We start from the raw sequence: 24,789 nt of genomic DNA, 5'->3' as shown, positions 1-24,789 counted from the left end.
TACAAACCAAATTTGCGAGGAGCTTTCCGAAAATGAGGTTGATCTTTAGTCGCACAGGGGTTACTGTATATCCATACAGTAACCACAGGGCTGGATTGATTATGTACTCTTCAGGCTATGCAAACCGTTCAACTACTTTCTCTTCAACCGCAGGTAAAAGCGCGCTGAATTCCACTGCGCCTGTTTCCACCGGGCTGATTAGTGAAGTGCTCTACCGTGAAGACCAGCCCATGATGACGCAGCTGTTATTGCTGCCCCTGTTACAGCAGCTTGGTCAGCAGTCTCGCTGGCAGTTGTGGCTTACGCCGCAGCAGAAATTGAGCCGGGAGTGGGTGCAGTCCGCTGGCTTACCACTCACAAAAGTGATGCAGATAAGTCAGATGGATCCATGCCATACTGTAGATTCAATGGTGAGGGCGTTGCGTACCGGGAATTACAGCGTCGTGATCGGCTGGTTTACGCACGAGTTGACGGAAACGGAACAACATCGTCTGGCTGAAGCCGCCGAAGAAGGTAATGCGCTCGGCTTCATAATGCGTCCCATTCGAATGAATGCTCTGGGCAACGGACACCTTTCTGGGCTAAAAATTCACTCCAATTTGTATCATTAAGTAAAAATAAGAGTATTCCTGGAATTTTTTTTGCGCCCTCTGTACGCCGTTGGTTCTCTATATAAAAGCCGCGAAAAGTCTTGTCTGCCGCGGCTTTCTTCATTTTAGCACGCCTTAAATTGCGCAATAAATGTTAAATATTGTGTATACAAAACTTTTTTTTTCATATGCCTGACAGAGTTCACACTTGTAAGTTTTCAGGTACGTTGTAGACTTTACATCGCCAGGGGTGCTCGGCCTAAGCCGAAGATATCGGTAGGTTTACTCTTTGTCCCCGCCCCCCGGTGAAGGATTTAACCGTGACTCTCATTGAGATTCTCATGGCGATTTTTGGATGATAACGAGGCGCAAAAAATGAAAAAGACAGCTATCGCGATTGCAGTGGCACTGGCTGGTTTCGCTACCGTAGCGCAGGCCGCTCCGAAAGATAATACCTGGTACGCTGGTGCTAAACTGGGCTGGTCTCAGTTCCATGACACTGGCTGGTATAACGACGCTCTGAACAACGACGGTCCAACTCATGAAAGCCAGCTGGGCGCAGGCGCGTTCGGTGGTTATCAGGTTAACCCGTACGTTGGCTTCGAAATGGGTTACGACTGGCTGGGCCGTATGCCTTACAAAGGCGACAACGTTAACGGCGCATTCAAAGCTCAGGGCGTTCAGCTGACTGCTAAACTGGGCTACCCAGTAAATGACGCTGTAGACATCTACACCCGTCTGGGCGGCATGGTATGGCGTGCAGACTCCAGCAACAGCATCGCTGGCGACGACCATGACACCGGCGTATCCCCAGTATTCGCTGGTGGCGTTGAGTGGGCTATGACCCGTGACGTTGCTACCCGTCTGGAATACCAGTGGGTTAACAACATCGGCGACGGCAACACCGTTGGTGTTCGTCCAGACAACGGCATGCTGAGCGTGGGTGTTTCCTACCGTTTCGGCCAGCAGGAAGAAGCAGCGCCAATCGTTGCTCCAGCTCCAGCACCGGCTCCAGAAGTACAGACCAAGCACTTCACTCTGAAGTCTGACGTTCTGTTCAACTTCAACAAAGCAACCCTGAAACCAGAAGGTCAGCAGGCACTGGATCAGCTGTACACCCAGCTGAGCAACCTGGATCCTAAAGATGGTTCCGTAGTGGTTCTGGGCTTCACCGACCGTATCGGTTCTGACGCTTACAACCAGGGTCTGTCTGAGAAACGTGCTCAGTCCGTTGTTGATTACCTGATCTCTAAAGGTATCCCGGCTAACAAGATCTCCCCACGTGGTATGGGCGAATCTAACCCAGTTACCGGTTCTACCTGTGACAACGTGAAAGCTCGCGCTGCACTGATCGACTGCCTGGCTCCAGATCGTCGCGTAGAGATCGAAGTTAAAGGCATCAAAGACGTTGTAACTCAGCCAGCGGCATAAGTTATCGTCTGACAAAAAACCCCGCCATGGTGCGGGGTTTTTTATTGCCTGAAGAAAAGTAAAACGCTACTTTTTACCGGCCAGCAGCGCCTGAAGATCGGTTTTCAGGGTCGACATCTGACTGGCGTACTTCTCTTTATGTTCCGCATCTTCAATCAGCTGCACGATGGTTTCTGACAAGGTTTTCCCCCGTCGCTGGGCAAGCCCGGCCAGACGCTGCCAGACCATAAACTCCAGATCGATCGACTTTTTACGGGTGTGCTGGTGCTCAGCATTAAAGTGCCGTTTGCGCCGCGCACGGATAGTCTGCTTCATTCGGTTCAGTAAGGCGGGATTAATATGCTTTTCAATCCAGCCATTGACCAGAATGGGTTCATTTTCGAGGGTCAGCAATAAATCTACAGCTTCTTTTGCGGCACTGGCTTCGAGGTAGCAGGTGATCAACTCCCCTTCACGGTGTTTTTTGACCAGATACTTCCATTTCCAGCCGCTTTCGAGATTTTCCAGTTGTTGATATTTCATTGCGATCTCAGTGTGACCGTGTAACTGTGTTCAGAATATCAGTTTTTTAGCAATCTGCTGAAAAGAAATCATATCCTGTGACACGCGGTGACGCATTCCTGCCCGGAAACCCCCATTCCCTCATGTGCAGAGCCTGCGCCTTACGGTATACTCCATCGTTTTACTTCTGACTAAAAAACATCAACTTTGACCATTACGAAACTTGCATGGCGTGACCTTGTTCCGGATACCGACAGTTATCAGGAACTGTTTGCACAGCCAGATCTCGCGAAAGAAGACGAATACATCCTCAGCGACACTCAGCCCCGTTTGCATTACGCGCTGGAGCAGGTGTTAAGCCCATGGGCCACCTCGCCATTCATGTTGTTGAAAGCGCCAGACGAAGCGGAGTATCTGAATCTTCTGGCAGATGCCATGCGGCAGCTGCAGCCAGAAGCCGGAACGGTCTTTGGTGGTGAGTACCGCATCGATGGGCATACCGTTACCTTTGAACCCGCCACCGTACCCGATGGCCGTTTTGCAGTCACCGGCAACATCGTCCAGGCGGGCTGGACAGAAGCAGAACAGCTGTTCGGCTGTCTGCGCCAGTTTAATGGTGAATTAACCCTGCATCCCGGTCTGGTCCATCAGGCAAACGGCGGCGTGCTGGTTATCTCTCTGCGCACGCTGCTTGCTCAGCCGCTTCTGTGGATGCGCCTGAAAAACAGCGTTAGCCAGCAGCGCTTCGACTGGGTGGCCTACGACGAGTCGCGTCCTCTTCCGGTCGCTGTGCCCTCTATGCCGCTCACCCTGAAAGTGGTGCTCATCGGCGATCGCGAAGCGCTGGCGGATTTCCAGGAGATGGAACCCGAACTGGCCGACCAGGTGGTCTACAGCGAATTTGAAGAGAGCACCCAGATTGCGGATGCCGAAGATATGCAGCAATGGCTGCAGTGGGTTTACGCCGTCTGCCAGCGTGCGCAGCTGCCAACACCAGCTGCCGATGCCTGGCCGGTGCTGATCCGCGAAGCGGTCCGCTATACCGGCGATCAGGAGACACTGCCGCTTTGTCCTCTCTGGCTTGGCAAACAACTGCGTGAAGCCGCAGCCATGACCGAAGACGATACGGTCACCGGCGAACAGCTCTCCCAGATGCTGGTGCAGCGCGAATGGCGTGAAGGCTATCTTGCCGATCGCATGCAGGATGAGATCCTGCTTGAGCAGATCCTGGTTGAAACCGAAGGCGAACGCGTCGGGCAGATCAACGCCCTGTCGGTAATTGAATTCCCTGGCCACCCGCGCGCCTTTGGCGAGCCGTCGCGTATCAGCTGCGTCGTGCATATCGGCGACGGTGAGTTTATCGATGTCGAACGCAAAGCCGAGCTGGGCGGGAATATTCACGCCAAGGGCATGATGATCATGCAGGCCTTCCTGATGTCGGAACTGCAGCTCGAGCAGCAGATCCCCTTCACCGCCTCGCTGACCTTCGAACAATCCTACAGCGAAGTGGATGGCGACAGTGCCTCAATGGCAGAGCTGTGTGCCCTCATCAGCGCCCTGGCCGATGTGCCGGTGAATCAGAGCATTGCCATTACCGGTTCCGTGGACCAGTTTGGTCGCGCGCAGCCGGTCGGCGGTCTGAATGAGAAGATCGAGGGCTTCTTTACCGTCTGCCAGCAGCGTGGGCTGAGCGGTAAACAGGGTGTGATCATTCCTCTGCCGAACGTGCGTCATCTCAGCCTCAGTCAGGAACTGCTGAAGGCGGTAGAAGAGGAACAATTCAGCCTCTGGGCCATCGAAGACATTACAGATGCGCTACCCTTACTGACAAACCTGGAGTGGGACGCCGAGGGGCAAACCACGTTGATGCAGACTATCCAGGAACGTATTGCGCAGGCAACGCAACAGGAAGCGCGCCACCGTTATCCCTGGCCGTTACGCTGGTTGAACTGGTTCACGCCAAACTGATCGGACTTGTTCAGCGTACACGTGTTAGCTATCCTGCGTCCTTCACTAAAATAAGGCATACTGAGAACATGGTAGATAAACGCGAATCCTATACAAAAGAAGATCTTCTTGCCTCTGGTCGCGGTGAACTGTTTGGCGCGAAAGGCCCGCAGTTACCGGCCCCGAACATGCTGATGATGGACCGTGTCGTGAAGATGACGGAAACCGGCGGCAACTTCGATAAGGGTTACGTAGAAGCAGAGCTCGATATCAATCCGGACCTGTGGTTCTTTGGTTGCCACTTTATTGGCGATCCGGTGATGCCAGGCTGCCTGGGTCTGGACGCAATGTGGCAGCTGGTTGGCTTCTACCTCGGCTGGCTGGGTGGCGAAGGCAAAGGCCGCGCGCTGGGCGTGGGTGAAGTGAAATTCACTGGTCAGGTTCTGCCGACCGCGAAAAAAGTTACCTACCGTATTCACTTCAAACGCATTGTTAACCGTCGCCTGATTATGGGCCTGGCGGATGGCGAAGTGCTGGTCGACGGTCGTCTGATCTATACCGCGAACGACCTGAAAGTGGGTCTGTTCCAGGACACCTCCGCATTCTGATTGTTGCTTTTACCAGAGCATATAAAGGCGAAACCTCCGCAGTGCGGAGGTTTCTTTTTTAAAGAGACGTTATCAAGCAAGTACTGCCCTGTCTCCGATAGCTTCTCGCCAGCCCCCTAACCATTGTGACCTCTGATTCAAGGTCTGATAGGGACACATTTCTTTTGAACGTCCGGCGATGCCAGCCTGATAACCACGTTGATGAGCCCTTTCAAGGCGATCTCGTTTCTGTCTCTTCATGCCTCGTTTCCCTCATTATTTGATCTGGTGGAAAAGAAAACAGTGATTACAAAATGTGCAATCACAGATAACGAATACCCTGATTACCGCCGAGCGTCAATGCGCAAAATTCACGCCAGTGTCATAAATGTGAGCTACACAAAAGTTCATTTGTACAAAAATTGTGACACGGCACAAGTAACCGCCTGAGGGACAAACGAAAAAAAAGCCGCAATTAGCATCAAGCTAAGTGCGGCCCCGTGCGATGAATTTTACTTATGGCAGTCGGGAGATCTCTCTCGCAATGCTGGCAGACTCCTGCGCCCAGCCCTGAGCCAGCACTTTTACCATCTCATCGTAACCATCTTTTCGCTGGATCAGCTCCAGATGGAAAGGTCGTTTGATCAGCTGACCCTGATGGTTCAGCAGCCACTCCCCGCTGACAATCACCCTGCCATCATAGCGCCCGTGGAAGTTGGTCACGTTGACGTTGAGCGTATCCTGGTCGCTACCCAGCGGCTGCGAGGCAACCACCCATCCCGGCAGTTGGCTGCCAAGGTTAGCGACCAGCGTGTTGCGCAGCTGCTGATCCAGCGGGCTGGCCCACAGGTTGTTATTAGCGATGACATACTGCACATCGCTGGTTTGATAAACCACGCCATTACCGGCGAGGTAATCCGGCACCGCCACCTGCTCTACCCACAGCAGGCGGTTCCCCTGGCTGGCCGTCGTTTGCCCGCCCGCCTGCGCTGCCACCGGCAGCTGATAATAGCTCTTGTTCTCTGATGAGCTACAGGCGGTCAGAAGCGCCACTGCGGTGATGATTAGCCATTTTTTCATTATTTAGCCCCCTTCGGCTCAGGGTCCTTTTTGTCTTTTGCTTCGAATACCAGCGCATTACTCTTCGTATTCAGCGTTTTCAGTACCGGCTGGAGCTCACGCAGAACCTGATCGAGGCGCTGCATATCCGCCACCATCTTGTTATATGCCGCGGAACCCGGCTGGAAGCCCTGCATACTGCGGTTCAGTTCACGCAGCGTCTTCTGCATGTCCTGCGGCAGCTGCTGCATCGACTGGCTGGCGGTCAGCTTGTTCAGATTATCCAGCGTGGCCTGCAGTCGGCGCATCGTCGCCTGGCTTTCACTAAGTGTGTTGGTAGCCTGCTGAATCATCGGATTAAGCGGCAGGTTGTTGATCTTATCCAGCGTTTCCATCAGACGCTGTTGGATCTGCGCCAGGCCACCGCTGACGGTCGGGATAATTTTATAGCCCCCAAACTCGCGGATCTCTTTTAACGGCGGCTCTTTCGGGAAGAAGTCCATATCCACATACAGCGCCCCGGTCACCAGATTACCGGTTTTGAGCGAGCCGCGCAGGCCGCGCTTCATTAGCCCGTCGATATGCTGAGCAATGTCCGGCGTATCGCCAACCTGATTGATCAGACGCTCCGGCTCGATGCGGATCAGCACCGGAATACGGTAGTCATCATCCAGCACCTGCCGCATACCCGGCGCAAAGAACGGCACCTTACCGACGGTTCCGAGACGGATGCCACGGAATTCAACCGGCGCGCCCGGCTGCAGGCCGCGGACAGAATCTTTGAAGAACATCAGGTAGTCGATATGGTCGGTATAGAGCGAATCCTGAATGCTTCTCTGGTCGTCATAGAGCTTGAACGCCGTATGCTGCGCCACCGGCTGGCCCTGATCCAGCCCTTCCGGCACGTCAAAGCTAACGCCACCGCCGAAGAGCGTAGAGAGTGAACCCATTTCGACGCGCATACCGGCTGAGGTTAAGTCCACGGCGATACCGCTGTCTTTCCAGAAGCGTACGTTGCCGGTCACCAGGCGATCGTTAGGCGCATTGATAAACAGCTGATAACTGATGGTGCGTTTTTGGGTGTCAAACGTGCTGGTTTCAACGGAACCCACGCGATAACCGCGGAACAATACCGGATCGCCCGGACTCAGCTGGCCCGCTTTTTTACTGTCGAGGATGACGCGGATCCCCTTCGCGTCGGGTGGCGCCAGCGGCGGTGAGTCCAGCAGTTGATATTCCGCTGGCTGGACGCCCTTTTTGCCCGGTTGCAGTTCAATATATGCCCCGGATAACAACGTGCCCAGACCGCTGATGCCTTCACGGCCCACCTGCGGTTTCACCACCCAGAATACCGAGTCGCCATGCAGCAGCTTCTCCATGCCAGCGTTAAGGCGGGCTTTGATCTCTACGTGTGTCAGGTCGTCAGTCAGGGTGGCGCTTTCAACGACCCCCACATCCACGCTGCGGCTTTTGATGGTGGTTTTACCACCCTCAATCCCCTCGGCGTTGGTGGTGATTAACGTCACTTCCGGACCCTGATGGCTGTAATGATAAAACAGGATCCAGGCACCGATCAGGGCAGTCACGATGGGGAAAATCCACACCGGCGACCAGTTTCTGACCTTCTGCACTTTCGCCTCTCCGCTTTTCTTTTCCATGCTTTTATTCATCCTCATGGCTCGACGCTGACTCACGATCCCAGGATAACCGAGGGTCGAAAGTCATGGCCGCAAACATGGTCATAATCACGACCAATGCAAACATCACCGCTCCGATGGCGGGATAGATACTCATTAATCCGCCTATACGCACCAGCGCAGAGAGGACGGCAATAACAAAGACGTCAATCATTGACCAGCGCCCGACAAACTCCACGACTTCATAGATCAGATGCATCCGCTCGCTGTCACGCTTGCCGTGCCCTTTCGCATCCCAGCAGAGCCAGGCAATCGCAATCATTTTGAGCGTGGGAACCATAATACTGGCGATAAAGATCACCAGCGCAACCGGATAGGAGCCTTCACTCCATAGCAGTACAACCCCGGCCATGATGGTCGATGGCATTCTATCGCCCAGCAGGTCGGTAATCATAATCGGCAGAATATTGGCCGGGAGATAGAGGATCATGGACGTAATAAGCAGCGCTATGGTCCACTGAAGGCTGTTTTTACGCCGCACATGCCCTTTTGTTGCGCAACGCGGGCAGACATACTGGTCGGCAGGAAGGATCGCTGTGCAGCAGGCGCATAAGCGCAAATTTTGGTTGATTCCCGGCACGCCGGGTTGCAGCGTTTGCGGCAACGCGGGCGCAGGGGCGATATCGTCCCATGCCCAACGGCGATCCACGCACTGAAACGCGCGTAGTTGCAGGATACAGAACAGGCACCAGGGAATAAAGCTGCTGCCAATGCCGATATCGCCGTAGGCCATCAGCTTAACAAAGCTCACCAGAATACCGGCTAAGAAAATCTCCGCCATTCCCCAGCTTTTCAACTGGAACAGGATCCGCGCCAGCCTGATCTTCAGTGCTCCGGGCATATGCGCCCGGTTCACGAGCAGTAAGATAACCACCAGGCAAAACGCCGGTACGATCTGGACGAAAAGTAAAAAGAATGTTCCCAGACTGGCGTAATTCTCTGAGAACATCACGCGGGGTATCTCCAGCAAATGGACTTCGCTGGTGATGCCCCCCACCTTCATATTAATAAAGGGGAAAAGATTGGAGAGAAAGAGCATAAACAACGCAGCAATGGCATAAGCAGTAGGACGCTGCCGCGGCGCGTCCCACTCTGTTGTCAGCGTTGTCCCGCAGCGCGGGCATGCCGCTTTGTGGCCATGCTCGAGCACGGGAAGCGCCACGAGCATATCGCACTGTGAGCATAAAATATGCCGGTCGGCATGGTGATGTTCACACATACTGGCTCCATGTTTAACTTATGCGCCGTTTTTCAGAGCCTCAAGATATTCCCAGCGTTCAAATGCCTCTTCCAGCGCCTGCTCAGCCTGGGCCATATCGGCCAGAACTTTTTGAGTATAGTCATGCGGCTGGCTGAAGAATGACGCGTCTGCCACCTGAGCCTGCAAACTTTCCAGACTGGCTTCGAGCTCTTCCAGACGCTGCGGCAAGCCTTCCAGTTCGCGCTGAAGGTTATAGCTTAATTTGGCCGTGGTGCGTTTGCTATTTTCTGCTTTTGGAACAGCAACTTCCGCTTCCACCTTCACTTTTGACTGTTTTGTCGCCTGCGATTGCGCCTGCTGCCCACGGGCATCGTGATAACCGCCCACATACTGGCCAATTCGGCCCTGGCCTTCGAAGATCCAGCATTCGGTAACGGTGTTATCCACGAACTGACGATCGTGGCTGACCAGCATCACAGTTCCCTGATAACTATCAATCAGTTCTTCCAGAAGTTCCAGCGTTTCAACGTCAAGATCGTTGGTCGGTTCGTCAAGAATAAGCAGGTTGCTGGGTTTCAGGAACAGACGCGCCAGTAACAGGCGGTTACGCTCCCCACCAGAGAGGGCACGCACCGGGGTCATCGCCCGTTTTGGATGGAACAGGAAGTCCTGCAGATAGCCCAGCACGTGGCGCGGCTTACCGTTTACCATCACTTCCTGCTTGCCTTCGGCGAGGTTGTCCATCACCGTTTTATCCGGATCCAGCTCCGCGCGGTGCTGGTCAAAGTACGCCACTTCGAGCTTGGTACCGCAGTGGATGCGGCCGCTGTCGGCCTTAAGTTGATCCAGCATCAGCTTCAGCAGCGTAGTCTTACCGCAGCCGTTCGGGCCGATAAGGGCGATTTTGTCGCCGCGCTGTACCTGGGCGGAGAAGTCCTTCACCAGCACCTTGCCGTCGACCTGGTAGTTGACGTTTTCCAACTCAAAGACGATTTTACCTGAACGGCTCGCCTCTTCGACCTGCATCTTCGCGCTGCCCATCACCTCGCGGCGTTCGCTGCGCTCTCGGCGCATTGCTTTCAGGGCACGGACGCGGCCTTCATTACGGGTACGACGCGCTTTAATGCCCTGACGGATCCACACCTCTTCCTGCGCCAGCTTGCGGTCGAACTCTGCGTTTTGCAGCTCCTCTACCCGCAGGTTTTCCTCTTTTTCCAGCAGATAGGTATCGTAATCGCCAGGATAGGTCACCAGCTTGCCGCGATCGAGATCGACAATACGGGTCGCCATATTGCGAATGAACGAACGGTCATGAGAGATAAAGATGATGGTGCCGTTGAAGGTTTTCAGGAACCCTTCCAGCCAGTCGATGGTTTCGATATCCAGGTGGTTGGTCGGCTCATCAAGCAGCAGCACTTTCGGCCCGCTGACCAGCGCCCGGCCCAGCGCCGCCTTACGCAGCCAGCCGCCAGAAAGCGAGGCCAGCGGCATGTCCGCTTCCAGACCTAACTGCGCCAGCACTTCGTTGATACGGTTTTCAAGCTGCCACAGGCCATGATGATCCAGCAGCTCCTGCAGGCGCGCCATCTCATTCAGGTTTTTGGTGCTGGGGTCGGTCATCACCAGATGCGAGATCTCGTGGTAGCGCTTCAGATATTCGGCCTGCTCTTCGATGCCTTCGGCAACAAAATCGTAAACGCTGCCCTGAACGTTGCGCGGCGGGTCCTGTTGCAGACGCGCCACGACCAGATCCTGTTCGTAAATAATACGCCCGTCATCCAGCCCCTGCTCGCGGTTGAGGATCTTCATCAGCGTCGATTTTCCGGCGCCATTACGCCCCACCAGACAGACACGTTCGTTATCTTCGATATGCAGCTCAGCATTATCGAGAAGCGGCGCGTCGCTGAACGACAGCCACGCTCCATGCATACTAATTAATGACATTTACTTTTCCTTTCAGACCGCGGTAATCAGCCAGCAGTTATGGATCTGACGGTTACGGGCAAAATCCTGGGACAAGGTTTTTTGACTGATCTCTTGTGCTTTCAGCCCCAGTTTTTCCAGCCCTTCATGATCCATGCGGAAACCGCGTTTGTTGTTCGAGAACATGATCGTGCCGCCTTTACGCAGCATACGTTTTAGATCTTTCATCAGCGTAATATGGTCGCGCTGGACATCGAAAGACTCTTCCATGCGCTTGGAGTTCGAGAAGGTCGGCGGATCGATAAAGATCAGATCGAACTGCTCTTCGGTTTCTCGCAGCCAGCCCAGCACGTCAGCCTGCAGCAGGCGGTGCGCGCGACCGGTCAGGCCGTTAAGGCGCAGGTTGCGCTCCGCCCACTCCAGATAGGTACGGGACATATCCACGGTGGTAGTGGTACGCGCACCGCCCAGGCCGGCATGTACGCTGGCGCTGCCGGTATAGGAGAAGAGGTTCAGGAAGTCTTTACCTTTACTCATCTGGCCCAGCATGCGGCGGGCAATGCGGTGGTCGAGGAACAGCCCGGTATCGAGGTAATCGGTGAGGTTCACCCACAGGCGCGCGTTATATTCACCCACTTCGATGAACTCGCCCTTGCTGTTCATCTTCTCGTACTGGTTTTTACCCTTCTGACGCTCACGGGTTTTGAGGATCAGCTTGTTCGGGGCGATATTCAGCACGCTGATGGTCGCGGCAATAATATCGAGCATACGCTGACGGGCTTTCTGCGGATCGACAGTTTTAGGCGGGGCATACTCCTGCACGACCACCCAGTCGGCGTAGCGATCGACCGCCACGTTGTATTCCGGCAGATCGGCGTCATACAGGCGATAGCATTCAATGCCTTCCTGCTTCGCCCATTTTTCAAATTTCTTCAGGTTCTTGCGCAGGCGGTTGGCGTAATCTTCCGCGATGGTGGCAGGTTTGCTGTCTGCCTCTTTTTCGGCCAGATGGTAATTTTTCTGCACGCAGTCCAGCGGGCCGTTTTTGGCCTTGAACTGGCGCTCGGCGCGCAGTTGCAGGCAGCTCAGCAGCTCAGGGGAGGCGCTGAACAAAGAGAGATTCCAGCCGCCAAATAGATCCTTCATGGTGCGCCCCAGCAGACTGTGCAGGGCAATCAGCGCAGGCTCGCTGTCCAGACGTTCGCCGTAAGGCGGGTTGCTGATCACCGTGCCGTACGGGCCTTTTGGCAGCGGATTGGTGAGCTGGGAAACGTCTTTAACCTCAAAGGCGATCAGCTCGCCGATCCCGGCGCGGCGGGCGTTGCTGCGCGCGCGTTCAATCACGCGGGCGTCGCTGTCAGAACCATAGAAACGGGATTCATAGGCTGCCAGCCCGGCACGTGCGCGCGTCTGGGCTTCGGCTTTGACCTCCTGCCAGATGGCCTCGTCATGCTGAGCCCAACCCTTAAAGCCCCACGCGCCGCGATGCAGGCCCGGCGCGCGGTCGGTTGCCAGCATCGCCGCTTCGATAAGCAGGGTACCGGAACCACACATCGGATCGAGCAGCGGCGTACCCGGCAGCCAGCCGGAACGCATCACGATGGCGGCCGCAAGGTTCTCTTTGATCGGCGCAATACCGGCACGATCGCGGTAGCCGCGCTGGTGCAGGCCTTCGCCACACAGGTCCAGCGCAATGCTGGCGACTTCTTTATTCAGGCGAACGTTGATGCGCAGATCCGGATTTTCACGATCGACGTTCGGACGCTCCAGATTTTTGCGCGTGAAACAGTCGACGATGGCATCTTTGACCTTCAGCGCCCCGTACTGGCTGTTACGGATCTCATCGTTCAGGCCGCTGAAGTGCACGGCAAAAGTGGCGCCTGGGGCAAAAATCTCTGTCCAGTCGATAGTCTGCACGCCAATATAAAGATCGAGATCGCTATAAACCTTGCACTCTCTCATCGGCAACATGATGCGTGAGGCCAGGCGGCTCCACATCAGGCTCTGGTAAATAAGCCGCGTGTCGCCCTGAAAATGGACACCACCCTGAACCACCTGGCACTCTTGCGCGCCCAGGTTTTCCAGTTCAGTTTTTAACAGCTCTTCCAGCCCACGGGCCGTACTGGCAAACAGAGAATTCATATCGTCACTTTTACTCTAAGAAAATTGCTGCGCATTATAGCCAATCTGGGCTCTATGTCATAAAGTTGAGGGCTTATTTTCATTTGAGGGCTGCGCCGTGGCGACGTTATCCAGGCTTTTCATTCATCCGGTTAAATCCATGCGGGGTATTGGGCTCACCCATGCCCTTGCCGATGTCAGCGGTTTTGCCTTTGATCGCATTTTTATGGTCACAGAGCTGGATGGCACATTTATTACCGCACGCCAGTTCCCGCAAATGGTTCGCTTTACCCCGGCGCCGGTTCAGGATGGTCTCCATCTGACTGCGCCGGATGGTTCCAGTAGTATCGTCCGTTTCAGCGATTTTGCGCCAGCGGATGCGCCCACCGAAGTCTGGGGCAACCACTTTACCGCCCGTATCGCCCCGGATGCGATCAACCGCTGGCTGAGCGAATTCTTTTCCCGCCCGGTTCAGCTGCGCTGGGTTGGGCCGGAGCTGACGCGACGCGTGGCTAAGTTTGCCGCGGTGCCGCTCTCTTTTGCCGACGGGTTCCCGTATCTGCTCACTAACGAAGCCTCGCTGCGCGACCTGCAACAGCGCTGCCCGGCCAGCGTGCAGATGGAGCAGTTCCGCCCGAACCTGGTGGTGACCGGCGCTGCCGCCTGGGAAGAGGACACCTGGAAAGTGATCCGCATTGGCGAGGTCATTTTTGATGTGGTGAAACCCTGTAGCCGCTGCATCTTTACCACCGTCAGCCCGGAAAAGGGGCAGAAACACCCGGCTGGCGAACCGCTAAAAACCCTGCAATCTTTCCGCACCGCGCAGGATAATGGTGATGTCGATTTCGGTCAGAACCTGATCCCGCGCTCCAGCGGAGTGATCCGCGTGGGCGACGAGGTGGAGATCCTCTCGACCGCCCCGGGCCGCCTCTACGGCGCAGGTGCCGAAGAAGAGGCCAGCGACATGGAAGTGCAGCCTGCAACGGCGGTGACCATCCAGTGGCAGGGACAGACCATTCGCGGTAACAATCAGCAGGTGTTACTGGAGCAGCTTGAACAGGCCGGTATTCGCGTGCCCTACTCCTGCCGTGCGGGGATTTGCGGATGCTGTCGCATCACGCTGGTTGAGGGGGAAGTGAGCGCGCTGAAGAAATCGGCCATTGGCAGCGACGGCACAATCCTGTGCTGTAGCTGTGTGCCGAAAACGTCGTTACAGCTCGAGGCTTAAACAGCCTGTTCCAGGCTGAAGCTGACCGGTTGCGGTTTCAGCCTGTCATTCATCACTTTAATCGGGTCGCCCAACTGCATGGTGCGCCCGGCAATGGTCACCGCGGGCTGCGCCAGTAAACAGAGCGCAGCGTTGTCGCCCGGCTCCACCACCAGCAAATTCACCTGCTCACCATTTTCGCTCAGGCTGACACAGGCGGCGTCGCCGATTGTCGGTGTCCAGCGTTCACCGTGGGCAAGAAAGTGCCAGCTTTTTGGCATCTGGGGTTTGAGGAAGCGGATCGCCACCAGCGCATTGAGCACCAGTTCAGCGCGTTGCTCTTTCGACAGTTCCAGGTCACGGCACTTCTCTTCAAAAGAGAAATAGAGGGCAGCATCATCGACGCAAAAACCGGTATCGGCGAAGGCGTCCGGGGTTAACATCCGGCGGGCAAAACGCGAACGAAACAACATACCATTGGCCAGATCGAGCATCATACGATCGTGCTCTTCGCAGAAATACCAGCGCCAGTTATCGTCAGGTTTAATTCGCATCTGTCTCTCCCGTTCCCGAAACGTCCTGTCGTAAGAAAGTCCTTATTGCCGCTTCGTTTTTTTAACCTCAGTAATCAAAGACTACTATGTCTAATAAAGCAACAGTCCGGGAATATAAAACAACCAGAGCTGGAAATAAAGCCCTGGTTGTCAGTCATGCTAAAAGGTTAGAGGTGATTAACGATTTCTTTAATCAGCGGCGGACCTTTAAAAATAAAGCCGGAATATATCTGAACAAGCGAAGCGCCAGCAGCCATTTTTTCACGGGCGGCGATGACTGAATCAATCCCGCCAACCCCAATAATCGGTAAGCGGCCATTTAATTCCTGCGACAGACGACGAATAATTTCGGTGCTTTTTAACTGCACCGGGCGTCCGCTCAAGCCGCCCATTTCATCGCAGTGCTTCATCCCCTGAACTAAAGCGCGGTCGAGCGTGGTATTGGTAGCGATAACACCATCAATATTATGACGAACTAAACTGTCGGCCACCTGAATCAGCTCTTCTTCAGTCAGATCCGGCGCAATTTTAACGGCGACCGGCACATATTTATGGTGCGTCGCCTGGAGTTCATTTTGCTTATTTTTGATGGCGGTTAATAAGTCATCCAGCGCTTCGCCGTATTGCAGGGTACGCAGACCTGGCGTGTTAGGCGAGGAGATATTCACCGCAATATATCCAGCATAAGCGTAGACTTTCTCCATGCAGATCAGGTAGTCATCTTTGCCCTGTTCGACCGGCGTGTCTTTATTTTTGCCGATATTAATGCCTAATACGCCGTCGAAATGGGCCTTTTTCACATTTTCAACGAGGTGATCGACACCGAGATTATTAAACCCCATGCGGTTAATCAGCCCTTCGGCTTCTACCAGGCGGAACAGGCGTGGCTTGTCGTTACCCGGCTGCGGACGCGGTGTGACGGTACCAATTTCGATGGAGCCGAAGCCCATCGCACCCAGTGCATCAATGCACTCGCCATTTTTATCCAGCCCTGCCGCCAGACCCAGTGGGTTTTTAAAGGTTAACCCCATACAGGTGATCGGCTTATCCAACACTTTCTGGCGCACCAGCGCTTCGAGCGGGGTTCCCGTAATACGGCGTAACTGCTGGAACGTTAATTCATGAGCGCGCTCAGGATCGAGCTGGAAAAGGGCTTTACGAACGAAGGGGTAGTACATGAACTCTCCTGGATTCCCGGTGTGCAAACCGGGGGCGTATTATCTGCGATCGCAGCGGGAAAGGGAATTGACCTGAGGCAAAAAAAGCCCCATGCCGCGCAATCGTTTACTTTTCACTCCTCCTTTATTCAATTTTCGGCATTTATCTTGCGGATAAATCATTTAGCGGAATAAGCCAGCGGTGCCACACTGCCAACAAATGTTATCAATGTTAGATAAAAGCAAATAATTGGTTATAAGGAGCATCTATGCGCGTCATTACGTTGGCCGGCAGTCCGCGATTCCCTTCCCGCTCCAGCGCACTGCTGGAGTACGCCCGGGAGCAGCTTACCTCTCTGGATGTGGAGGTGTTCCACTGGAATCTGCAAAATTTTGCCCCGGAAGATCTGCTCTATGCCCGCTTCGACAGCCCTGCGCTGAAGGCGCTGAATGAACAGTTAAAAGAGGCCGATGGGCTGATCGTCGCCACGCCGATCTATAAAGCCTCGTTCTCCGGCGCCCTGAAAACCCTGCTCGATCTGCTGCCGGAGCGCGCGTTAGAGGGCAAAGTCGTCCTGCCTCTGGCGACGGGCGGCACCGTGGCTCATCTGCTGGCGGTGGATTACGCCCTGAAACCGGTGCTCAACGCCCTGAAAGCCCAGGAGATCCTGCACGGCGTGTTTGCCGATGATTCTCAGGTCATCGACTACCAGCACAAGCCGCACTTTACCCCGAACCTGCAAACCCGCCTCGACAGCGCGCTGGAGACCTTCTGGCAGGCGCTACATCGCCGCGACGTTCAGGTTCCCGCCTTTGGTCTTCAGAAAGGAGTCGCCCATGTTTAAATCCCTTGCACGCCTGAGTCTGGCAGGTCTGGTGGCTCTCTCCGCACTGGCGCATGGCGCAGAGCCCGCGCCCGACAATCTGCGTATTGGCTATCAGAAAGGCAGCGTCAGTATGGTGCTGGCGAAGAGCCATCAGCTGCTGGAAAAACGCTACCCGGACACCAAATTCTCCTGGGTTGAGTTCCCGGCTGGCCCGCAGATGCTGGAGGCGCTGAACGTCGGCAGTATCGATCTTGGCAGTACCGGCGATATCCCGCCGATCTTCGCCCAGGCCGCTGGCGCGGACCTGGTTTACGTCGGCGTTGAGCCGCCCAAACCGAAAGCCGAAGTGATCCTGGTGCCTGAAAACAGCCCGATTAAAACCGTAGCGGATTTGAAAGGCCACAAAGTTGCTTTCCAGAAAGGTTCCAGTTCGCACAACCTTTTACTGCGCGCGCTCCAGCAGGCGGGCCTGACCTTTAAGGATATTCAGCCGGTCTATCTCTCCCCGTCGGATGCCCGCGCCGCTTTCCAGCAACAGAATGTCGATGCCTGGGCTATCTGGGACCCTTACTACTCTGCGGTGCTGCTGCAGGGGGGTGTGAGAGTACTGAAAGATGGCGAAACCCTGAAACAGACCGGCTCTTTCTACCTTGCCGCACGCCCCTATGCCGAGAAGAACGGTGCCTTTATTCAGGGCGTGCTGGATACCTTCAGCGAAGCGGACGCCCTCACCCAGAGCCAGCGTCAGGCCAGTATCGCCCTGCTGGCAAAAAGCATGGGTCTGCCGGAGCCGGTCATTGCTACCTACCTTGACCATCGCCCGCCAACCGTCATCAAACCGGTGGATGCGAAAATCGCCGTGTTACAGCAGCAAACCGCCGACCTGTTTTACGACAACCATCTGGTACCGAAAAAAATCGTTATTCGCGACCGCATCTGGCAACCCACTGCCTCGAAAGGAGATAAATCATGAGTCTGAATCTGTTCTGGTTTTTACCTACCCACGGCGACGGTCATTATCTGGGCACCGACGAGGGCGCACGCCCGGTGGATCATGCTTATCTTCAGCAGATCGCCCAGGCCGCCGACCGGATTGGTTTTACCGGGGTGCTGATCCCGACAGGTCGTTCCTGCGAGGATGCGTGGTTGGTGGCGGCGTCGATGATCCCGGTGACCCAACGCCTGAAGTTTCTGGTGGCCCTGCGTCCCAGCGTAACCTCCCCGACGGTGGCCGCACGCCAGGCCGCGACCCTCGACCGCCTGTCGAACGGGCGCGCGCTCTTTAACCTGGTAACCGGCAGCGATCCGCAGGAGCTGGCGGGAGACGGCGTCTTCCTCGATCACACCGAGCGTTACGAAGCCTCCGCGGAGTTCACCCACGTCTGGCGTCGTCTGCTGGAGGGTGAGAGCGTCACCTTCGAGGGCAAGCATATCCATGTGCGTGACGCGAAACTCTACTTCCCACCGATTCAGCAGCCGCGTCCGCCACTCTATTTTGGCGGTTCATCGGACGTTGCCCAGGATCTGGCCGCCGAACAGGTGGATCTCTACCTCACCTGGGGCGAACCGCCGGCGCTGGTAAAAGAGAAAATCGAACAGGTGCGCGCCAAAGCCGCGGCGCGGGGTCGTAAAGTCCGCTTCGGCATTCGTCTGCATGTGATTGTGCGCGAAACCACTGAAGAGGCGTGGCAGGCCGCCGATCGCCTGATTTCGCAGCTGGATGAAGACACCATTGCCAAAGCGCAGGCCGCGTTTGCCCGCACCGATTCCGTGGGGCAACACCGAATGGCCTCCCTGCACAACGGTAAAAGAGAAAATCTGGAGATCAGCCCGAACCTGTGGGCGGGCGTCGGCCTGGTGCGCGGCGGTGCGGGTACCGCCTTAGTGGGTGATGGCCCGACCGTGGCGGCGCGCATTAATGAGTACGCTGACCTCGGTATCGACAGCTTTATTCTCTCCGGTTATCCGCATCTGGAGGAGGCGTACAAGGTGGGCGAACTGCTGTTCCCGCATCTGGATGTCGCCATTCCAGAAATCCCGCAGCCGCAGCCCCTGCAGCAGCAGGGTGAAGCGGTCGCCAACGAATTTATTCCGCGTAAAGTCGCCCAGAGCTAAGGAGAACGCATGGCTAACCCTTCCCGAAAATGGCTGCTGCGCATTGCCCCCTGGCTGCTTCCCGCAGGCATTGTGCTTATCTGGCAGTTAGCCTCCTCCGTGGGCTGGCTCTCCAGCCGCATCCTGCCGTCGCCGGAGGGGGTTGTGGAGGCCTTCTGGTCCCTGAGCGCCAGCGGTGAGCTGTGGCAGCATCTGGCGATCAGCGCCTGGCGCGCAGTGATTGGTTTTTCCATCGGCGGGTCGATTGGCCTGACGCTGGGGCTGATCAGCGGCCTCTCCCGCTGGGGTGAGCGTCTGCTGGACACCTCGATCCAGATGCTGCGCAACGTGCCACATCTGGCGCTGATCCCGCTGGTGATCCTCTGGTTTGGTATCGATGAGACGGCAAAGATTTTCCTCGTCGCCCTCGGCACGCTCTTCCCGGTCTATATCAACACCTGGCACGGCATTCGTAATATCGATCGCGGGCTGGTGGAGATGGCGCGCAGCTACGGTTTGTCCGGCTTCGCCCTGTTTATCCACGTTATCCTGCCGGGCGCCCTCCCCTCCATTATGGTCGGCGTGCGCTTCGCCCTCGGTCTGATGTGGCTGACGTTAATTGTGGCGGAAACCATCTCCGCCAACTCGGGTATCGGCTACCTGGCGATGAACGCCCGCGAATTCCTGCAGACCGACGTGGTCGTGGTGGCCATCGTTCTCTACGCCCTGCTCGGCAAACTGGCGGATGTCAGCGCCCAGTGGCTGGAACGCCGCTGGCTGCGCTGGAATCCGGCCTACGCGATAAAGGAGGCACACGCATGAATACGGCTCGCTTAAACCAGGGGACGCCGCTGTTGCTTAACGGCGTCACCAAACGCTACGGCGAAAACACCATTCTGAACGAACTGGAGCTGCATATTCCCGCCGGGCAATTCGTGGCGGTGGTAGGCCGCAGCGGCGGCGGTAAAAGCACCCTGCTGCGCCTGCTGGCCGGGCTGGAAGCGCCGAACAGCGGCGAACTGCTGGCCGGGAACACCCCGCTGGCGGAGATCCAGGACGATACCCGGATGATGTTCCAGGATGCGCGACTGCTGCCATGGAAATCGGTAATCGATAACGTGGGGCTGGGGCTGAAAGGCGACTGGAAAGCGCAGGCATTACAGGCGCTGGCCGCCGTCGGGCTGGACAATCGCGCCGGGGAGTGGCCTGCCGCCCTGTCAGGGGGTCAGAAACAGCGCGTGGCGCTGGCCAGAGCGCTGATCCATCGCCCGGGGCTATTGCTGCTGGATGAGCCGCTGGGGGCGCTGGACGCCCTGACGCGGATTGAGATGCAGGATCTTATCGTCTCGTTATGGCAGGAGCACGGCTTTACGGTGCTGCTGGTGACCCATGATGTGAGCGAAGCCGTTGCCATGGCGGACCGGGTACTGCTGATTGAGGAGGGTAAGATTGGGCTGGATCTGACGGTAGATCTTCCTCGCCCTCGCCGGGTGGGTTCGGCGCGGTTGGCGGAGCTGGAAGCGGAGGTCCTGGAGCGGGTGATGAAGCGCGGTGCCAGTGAGGTGCCCATCAGAAAGCACGGATAAAAAAAGCCGGGCGGCACTTACGCCTGCCCGGTCTTGGTAGGCCCGGTAAGCTTAGCGCCACCGGGCATCAGGCCGCACAGCATTGCCGGGTGGCGGCTTCGCCTTACCCGGCCTACAAAACAGAACCCCAGGCCGGACCCGGCTTTCTGTCAGGCCAGCGCCTTGCTGATCTTCTCGTACAGATCGCCAGACAGATTTTCCAGCCCTTTCAGCTGCTCCAGCGCGGCACGCATCTTCGCCTGACGCTTCTCATCGTAGCGTTTCAGACGGATCAGCGGCTCAATCAGACGCGACGCCACCTGCGGGTTGCGGCTGTTGAGCTCGGTCAGCATCTCCACCATAAACTGGTAGCCGCTGCCATCTTCCGCATGGAAGGCGGCCGGGTTGCTGCTGGCAAAGGCGCCAATCAGAGAGCGGACGCGGTTCGGGTTGCTCAGAGTGAACGAACGGTGATTGAGCAGGCTGCGCACCTTGTTCACCACATCCGCCGCCGGGCTGGTGGATTGCAGGATGAACCACTTATCCATTACCAGACCATCCTGGTGCCATTTGTCGTCATACTCCTGCATCAGGGCATCACGGCACGGCAGCTCTGCGGCAACGCTGGCAGCCAGCGCAGCCAGCGCATCGGTCATGTTGTCGGCCGTGTGATACTGCTTGCTGACCAGTTCGTCGGCGAGCGCCGTCTCCCCAAACGCCAGATAGCGCAGACAGGTGTTACGCAGTGAGCGCTTGCCAATATCGGCATGCTCAACCCGATAGGCGTCCAGTTTATGGTGGTTGTAGACCGCCAGGAACTCATCCGCCAGCTCGGTTGCCAGAGTACGGGTCAGCGCCTCACGCACCGTCGCGATAGCGATCGGATCGATAATCTCAAACAGCTCGGCGATTTCATTTACCGACGGCAGGGTAAGGATTTCAGCCGCCAGCGCCGGATCGATCTTCTCATCTAACAGAATTGCGCGGAAGGCGTCGGCAACATGTGCCGGTACCGACAGCGGCTGCCCCTGCTGATGACGATTGACGTTCAGCTTGATATAGGTCGCCAGCAGGCTCTGCGCCGCATCCCAGCGGGAGAAGTCGTTGCGCGCATGACGCATCAGGAAGGTCAGCTGCTGATCGCTCCACTTGTACTCCAGCTTAACCGGCGCGGAGAATTCGCACAGCAGCGCAGGTACCGGCTGGAAGTAGACGTTATCAAAGATGAAAGTCTGCTCGGCCTGGGTCACGTTCAACACGTTATGCACCGGATGGCCGCCTTTTTGCAGCGGGATCACCTTACCTTCGTTATCGTACAGCTCAATGGCGAACGGAATATGTAGCGGGTGCTTCTCTTCCTGCTCGGCAGTCGGCGGCGTGCGCTGGCTGATGGTCAGGGTGTACTGCTCGGTTTCCGGGTTGTAGTCGTCTTTAACGGTGACAACCGGCGTACCGGCCTGGCTGTACCAGCGGCGGAAATGGGAGAGATCGATGTTAGAGGCATCTTCCATCGCCTGCACGAAATCGTCGCAGGTGGCGGCGCTGCCGTCATGGCGTTCGAAATAGAGCTGCATCCCTTTCTGGAAGTTCTCTTCGCCCAGCAGGGTGTGGATCATACGAATAATTTCAGAACCCTTTTCATACACCGTCAGGGTGTAGAAGTTGTTCATCTCAATCACTTTGTCCGGGCGGATCGGGTGCGCCATTGGGCTGGCGTCTTCGGCAAATTGCAGGCCGCGCATGGTGCGCACGTTATTGATGCGGTTCACCGCCCGCGAGCCGAGGTCGGAGCTGAACTCCTGATCGCGGAAGACGGTTAAGCCCTCTTTCAGGCTCAGCTGGAACCAGTCGCGGCAGGTGACGCGGTTGCCGGTCCAGTTGTGGAAATATTCGTGGCCGATGACGCGCTCGATATCGAGGTAGTCTTTATCGGTGGCGGTATCGGTACGCGCCAGCACATATTTGGAGTTAAAGACGTTAAGGCCCTTGTTCTCCATCGCGCCCATATTGAAGAAGTCGACGGCGACGATCATATAGATGTCGAGGTCATACTCGAGACCGAAACGCTCTTCATCCCACTTCATGGAGTTGATAAGCGAGGTCATGGCCCACGGGGCGCGGTCGAGGTTGCCGCGATCGACAAACAGCTCCAGCGCCACTTCACGCCCTGAACGGGTGGTGAAGGTGTCGCGCAGAACGTCAAAATCACCCGCCACCAGCGCAAACAGGTAGCACGGTTTCGGGAACGGATCCTGCCACTGTACCCAGTGACGGCCATTTTCCAGCTCGCCCTCGCCTACGCGGTTACCGTTGGAGAGCAGGAACGGATAGGTGGCTTTATCGGCGATGATTTTGGTGGTAAAGCGGGCCAGTACATCCGGGCGGTCGAGATACCAGGTGATGTGACGGAAACCTTCGGCTTCACACTGGGTGCAGAGCGCCACGCCCGACTGGTATAACCCCTCCAGTGCGGTGTTAGACGCCGGGCTAATCTCGTTAACGATGCGTAACGTAAAACGTTCCGGCAGGTTATCCAGCACCAGCTGGTTGTTCTCTTCTTTATAGTCGGTCCATGGGGTGTCGTTCACCTGCACCGACACTAAGGTCAGGTCCTCGCCATCAAGACGCAGCGGCACCGCCGTGGCGTTGTGGCGCGTCACCTGACTTACCGCCGTCACAACGGTTTTTGTGGCATCCAGGTCAAAAGTCAGATCGATATCGCTAATCAGGTAATCCGGCGCACGGTAGTCGTGGCGGTATTTGGCTTGAGGCTGTTGTGTCATAGAAAACCTTTTGCATCGTTTGTCGAATAACGAACCAGTCTATTCCTGTTGTCTAAATCACGCTATGCAGAATGTTCATCTTTTCAGTCACAAACACTCTATTTGCTACATTTTTATAACACGCGGCACGAAATGCTCTCGACCCTGGTCCAGGCTTATGGTGTGATCGGGGTTCAATAAATCGCTAAACAAGGTATACTCCAGCGGTTTCATTAGTCGTTTATTGTACTAAACGCTCCCGTGAGAGGATGCTACTGCGCACCTATGACTCAATTCGCTTCTCCTGTTCTGCATACGCTGCTGGATACCGACGCGTACAAACTGCATATGCAGCAAGCCGTTTTCCACCAATACCACGACGTACAGGTCGCGGCTGAATTCCGCTGCCGTGGTGACGATTTGCTGGGGATCTATGCTGACGCCATCCGTGAGCAAGTCGACGCAATGCAGCATCTTCGTCTGCAGGATGATGAATTCCAGTGGCTTTCCAGCCTGCCCTTCTTTAAAGAAGATTACCTTCAGTGGCTGCGCAATTTCCGCTATGACCCGTCCCAGGTAAAAATCAACAATGATAACGGCAAGCTGCACATCCGCCTTGAAGGCCCGTGGCGGGAAGTGATCATGTGGGAAGTGCCGCTGCTGGCGGTGATCAGCGAGCTGGTGCACCGCTTCCGTTCCCCGGAGGCGAGCGTTGAGCTGGCGCTGACGACGCTGGAACAGAAGCTGGTGGATTTTGCCCAACTGACCGACTCGCTGGATATGTCGCGTTTCCGTCTGATGGATTTTGGCACCCGCCGCCGTTTCTCCCGCGAGGTGCAGCAGGCCATCGTCGAGCGGCTGCAGCAGGAGCCGTGGTTTGTCGGCACCAGTAATTACGATCTGGCCCGCCGTCTGAACCTGACCCCAATGGGCACCCAGGCGCACGAGTGGTTCCAGGCGCATCAGCAGATCAGCCCGGAACTGGCGACCAGCCAGCGTGCGGCGCTGGCCGCCTGGCTTGATGAGTACCCGAACCAGCTCGGTATTGCCTTAACCGACTGTATTACCATGGACGCCTTCCTGCGCGATTTCGGGCCTGAGTTCGCCACCGCCTATCAGGGGCTGCGCCATGACTCCGGGGATCCGCTGGAGTGGGGTGAGAAAGCGATCGCCCATTATCAAAAGCTGGGCATCGACCCGATGAGCAAAGTGCTGGTCTTCTCCGATAATCTCGACCTGCCAAAAGCGGTAGGCCTGTACCGACATTTCTCCTCGCGCGTAAATCTGGCCTTCGGGATCGGCACCCGTCTGACCTGCGATATTCCACAGGTAAAACCGCTGAATATAGTGATTAAACTGGTGGAATGTAACGGCAAGCCGGTGGCGAAGCTCTCCGACAGCCCGGGCAAAACCATCTGTCATGACAAAGCCTTCGTGCGGGCGCTGCGTAAAGCCTTCGACCTGCCTCAGGTAAAAATCGCCAGCTAATCTCTTCAGGGAGCCTGCCGCGCTCCCTTCTCTTATTTATTTCCTATTTCTTCTCTTATGATTGCGAAATCTGCTTGT

The 24,789-nt window shown here is 56.2% G+C and carries 21 protein-coding genes; 11 read left to right on the top strand and 10 right to left on the bottom strand.

All coding sequences use genetic code 11. The features are described 5' to 3' along the window. Nucleotides 1–101 precede the first annotated feature (101 nt). Nucleotides 102–611 (top strand): SOS-induced cell division inhibitor SulA, encoded by a 510-nt coding sequence (gene sulA, locus GNG26_RS07570; protein ID WP_103178957.1) that lies wholly within the window; start codon nt 102–104, stop codon nt 609–611. Between the two features lie 354 nt (nt 612–965). Continuing rightward, nucleotides 966–2,021 carry a porin OmpA gene (ompA, locus tag GNG26_RS07565; protein WP_156238324.1) on the top strand — a complete coding sequence of 352 codons (1,056 nt, stop codon included), beginning with the start codon at nt 966–968 and terminating at the stop codon, nt 2,019–2,021. A gap of 66 nt (nt 2,022–2,087) precedes the next feature. Here the strand turns inward: ompA and matP are convergent, their stop codons facing one another. Then, nucleotides 2,088–2,543, bottom strand: coding sequence for a macrodomain Ter protein MatP (gene matP, locus GNG26_RS07560; protein ID WP_103178956.1), 456 nt, complete (start codon nt 2,541–2,543; stop codon nt 2,088–2,090). Nucleotides 2,544–2,729: 186 nt separating this feature from the next. Between matP and GNG26_RS07555 the strand changes: the two genes are divergently transcribed. Continuing rightward, complete coding sequence (locus tag GNG26_RS07555; protein WP_156238323.1) at nt 2,730–4,490, top strand: Lon protease family protein; 1,761 nt, start codon at nt 2,730–2,732, stop codon at nt 4,488–4,490. Between the two features lie 68 nt (nt 4,491–4,558). Then, nucleotides 4,559–5,077, top strand: a complete 519-nt coding sequence (gene fabA, locus GNG26_RS07550) for a bifunctional 3-hydroxydecanoyl-ACP dehydratase/trans-2-decenoyl-ACP isomerase (RefSeq protein ID WP_000227926.1) — start codon at nt 4,559–4,561, stop codon at nt 5,075–5,077. Between the two features lie 72 nt (nt 5,078–5,149). Here fabA and rmf read toward each other — a convergent pair whose 3' ends face one another. The 6 genes from rmf to rlmKL form a co-directional block, all read right to left on the bottom strand. Beyond that, nucleotides 5,150–5,317, bottom strand: coding sequence for a ribosome modulation factor (gene rmf / locus GNG26_RS07545; RefSeq protein WP_010429337.1), 168 nt, complete (start codon nt 5,315–5,317; stop codon nt 5,150–5,152). A 255-nt stretch (nt 5,318–5,572) separates the two neighbouring features. Continuing rightward, entirely contained in the window at nt 5,573–6,136 is a 564-nt protein-coding gene (gene pqiC / locus GNG26_RS07540; RefSeq protein ID WP_156238322.1) for a membrane integrity-associated transporter subunit PqiC, read from the bottom strand. Beyond that, entirely contained in the window at nt 6,136–7,773 is a 1,638-nt protein-coding gene (gene pqiB, locus GNG26_RS07535; RefSeq protein WP_114388439.1) for an intermembrane transport protein PqiB, read from the bottom strand. The genes pqiC and pqiB overlap by 1 nt, the downstream gene beginning before the upstream one ends. A 4-nt stretch (nt 7,774–7,777) precedes the next feature. After that, on the bottom strand, nt 7,778–9,031 hold the full coding sequence (gene pqiA / locus GNG26_RS07530) for a membrane integrity-associated transporter subunit PqiA (protein ID WP_156238321.1): 1,254 nt from the start codon (nt 9,029–9,031) through the stop codon (nt 7,778–7,780). 18 nt (nt 9,032–9,049) lie between these two features. After that, nucleotides 9,050–10,957, bottom strand: coding sequence for an ABC transporter ATP-binding protein (locus tag GNG26_RS07525; RefSeq protein WP_156238320.1), 1,908 nt, complete (start codon nt 10,955–10,957; stop codon nt 9,050–9,052). Between the two features lie 12 nt (nt 10,958–10,969). Continuing rightward, on the bottom strand, nt 10,970–13,078 hold the full coding sequence (gene rlmKL / locus GNG26_RS07520) for a bifunctional 23S rRNA (guanine(2069)-N(7))-methyltransferase RlmK/23S rRNA (guanine(2445)-N(2))-methyltransferase RlmL (protein WP_103823353.1): 2,109 nt from the start codon (nt 13,076–13,078) through the stop codon (nt 10,970–10,972). Nucleotides 13,079–13,175: 97 nt separating this feature from the next. On the opposite strand from rlmKL, the gene GNG26_RS07515 reads away from it, so the two are divergent. Beyond that, nucleotides 13,176–14,285 carry a YcbX family protein gene (locus GNG26_RS07515; protein ID WP_156238319.1) on the top strand — a complete coding sequence of 370 codons (1,110 nt, stop codon included), beginning with the start codon at nt 13,176–13,178 and terminating at the stop codon, nt 14,283–14,285. Here GNG26_RS07515 and zapC read toward each other — a convergent pair. Further along, nucleotides 14,282–14,818 carry a cell division protein ZapC gene (zapC, locus tag GNG26_RS07510; protein ID WP_103823355.1) on the bottom strand — a complete coding sequence of 179 codons (537 nt, stop codon included), beginning with the start codon at nt 14,816–14,818 and terminating at the stop codon, nt 14,282–14,284. The genes GNG26_RS07515 and zapC overlap by 4 nt on opposite strands. 167 nt (nt 14,819–14,985) lie before the next feature. After that, complete coding sequence (pyrD, locus tag GNG26_RS07505; RefSeq protein ID WP_156238318.1) at nt 14,986–15,996, bottom strand: quinone-dependent dihydroorotate dehydrogenase; 1,011 nt, start codon at nt 15,994–15,996, stop codon at nt 14,986–14,988. Between the two features lie 248 nt (nt 15,997–16,244). Between pyrD and ssuE the strand changes: the two genes are divergently transcribed. Genes ssuE through ssuB form a run of 5 tightly spaced genes read left to right on the top strand, consistent with a single transcriptional unit; the run spans nt 16,245 to nt 20,482 of the window. Further along, the gene (ssuE, locus tag GNG26_RS07500; RefSeq protein WP_103178946.1) at nt 16,245–16,820 is read left to right on the top strand and encodes an NADPH-dependent FMN reductase; all 576 of its coding nucleotides are present in this window, start codon (nt 16,245–16,247) and stop codon (nt 16,818–16,820) included. Next, nucleotides 16,813–17,775, top strand: a complete 963-nt coding sequence (locus GNG26_RS07495) for a sulfonate ABC transporter substrate-binding protein (protein WP_156238317.1) — start codon at nt 16,813–16,815, stop codon at nt 17,773–17,775. Before ssuE ends, GNG26_RS07495 begins: the two co-directional genes overlap by 8 nt. After that, nucleotides 17,772–18,917 carry an FMNH2-dependent alkanesulfonate monooxygenase gene (ssuD, locus tag GNG26_RS07490; protein WP_156238316.1) on the top strand — a complete coding sequence of 382 codons (1,146 nt, stop codon included), beginning with the start codon at nt 17,772–17,774 and terminating at the stop codon, nt 18,915–18,917. The genes GNG26_RS07495 and ssuD overlap by 4 nt, the downstream gene beginning before the upstream one ends. Before the next feature lie 9 nt (nt 18,918–18,926). Continuing rightward, complete coding sequence (gene ssuC, locus GNG26_RS07485) at nt 18,927–19,718, top strand: aliphatic sulfonate ABC transporter permease SsuC (RefSeq protein ID WP_103823359.1); 792 nt, start codon at nt 18,927–18,929, stop codon at nt 19,716–19,718. Continuing rightward, on the top strand, nt 19,715–20,482 hold the full coding sequence (gene ssuB, locus GNG26_RS07480; protein WP_156238315.1) for an aliphatic sulfonates ABC transporter ATP-binding protein: 768 nt from the start codon (nt 19,715–19,717) through the stop codon (nt 20,480–20,482). Before ssuC ends, ssuB begins: the two co-directional genes overlap by 4 nt. Before the next feature lie 149 nt (nt 20,483–20,631). Here the strand turns inward: ssuB and pepN are convergent, their stop codons facing one another. After that, nucleotides 20,632–23,244 (bottom strand): aminopeptidase N, encoded by a 2,613-nt coding sequence (gene pepN, locus GNG26_RS07475; RefSeq protein ID WP_114387512.1) that lies wholly within the window; start codon nt 23,242–23,244, stop codon nt 20,632–20,634. A gap of 264 nt (nt 23,245–23,508) precedes the next feature. Here pepN and pncB point away from each other — a divergent pair, with 264 nt between their 5' ends. After that, on the top strand, nt 23,509–24,711 hold the full coding sequence (pncB, locus tag GNG26_RS07470) for a nicotinate phosphoribosyltransferase (protein WP_156238314.1): 1,203 nt from the start codon (nt 23,509–23,511) through the stop codon (nt 24,709–24,711). Nucleotides 24,712–24,789: the final 78 nt, after the last annotated feature.

This window comes from Leclercia sp. J807, assembly GCF_009734465.1.
Lineage (GTDB): Bacteria > Pseudomonadota > Gammaproteobacteria > Enterobacterales > Enterobacteriaceae > Enterobacter.
This window is presented reverse-complemented; position numbering and strand designations above follow the sequence as displayed.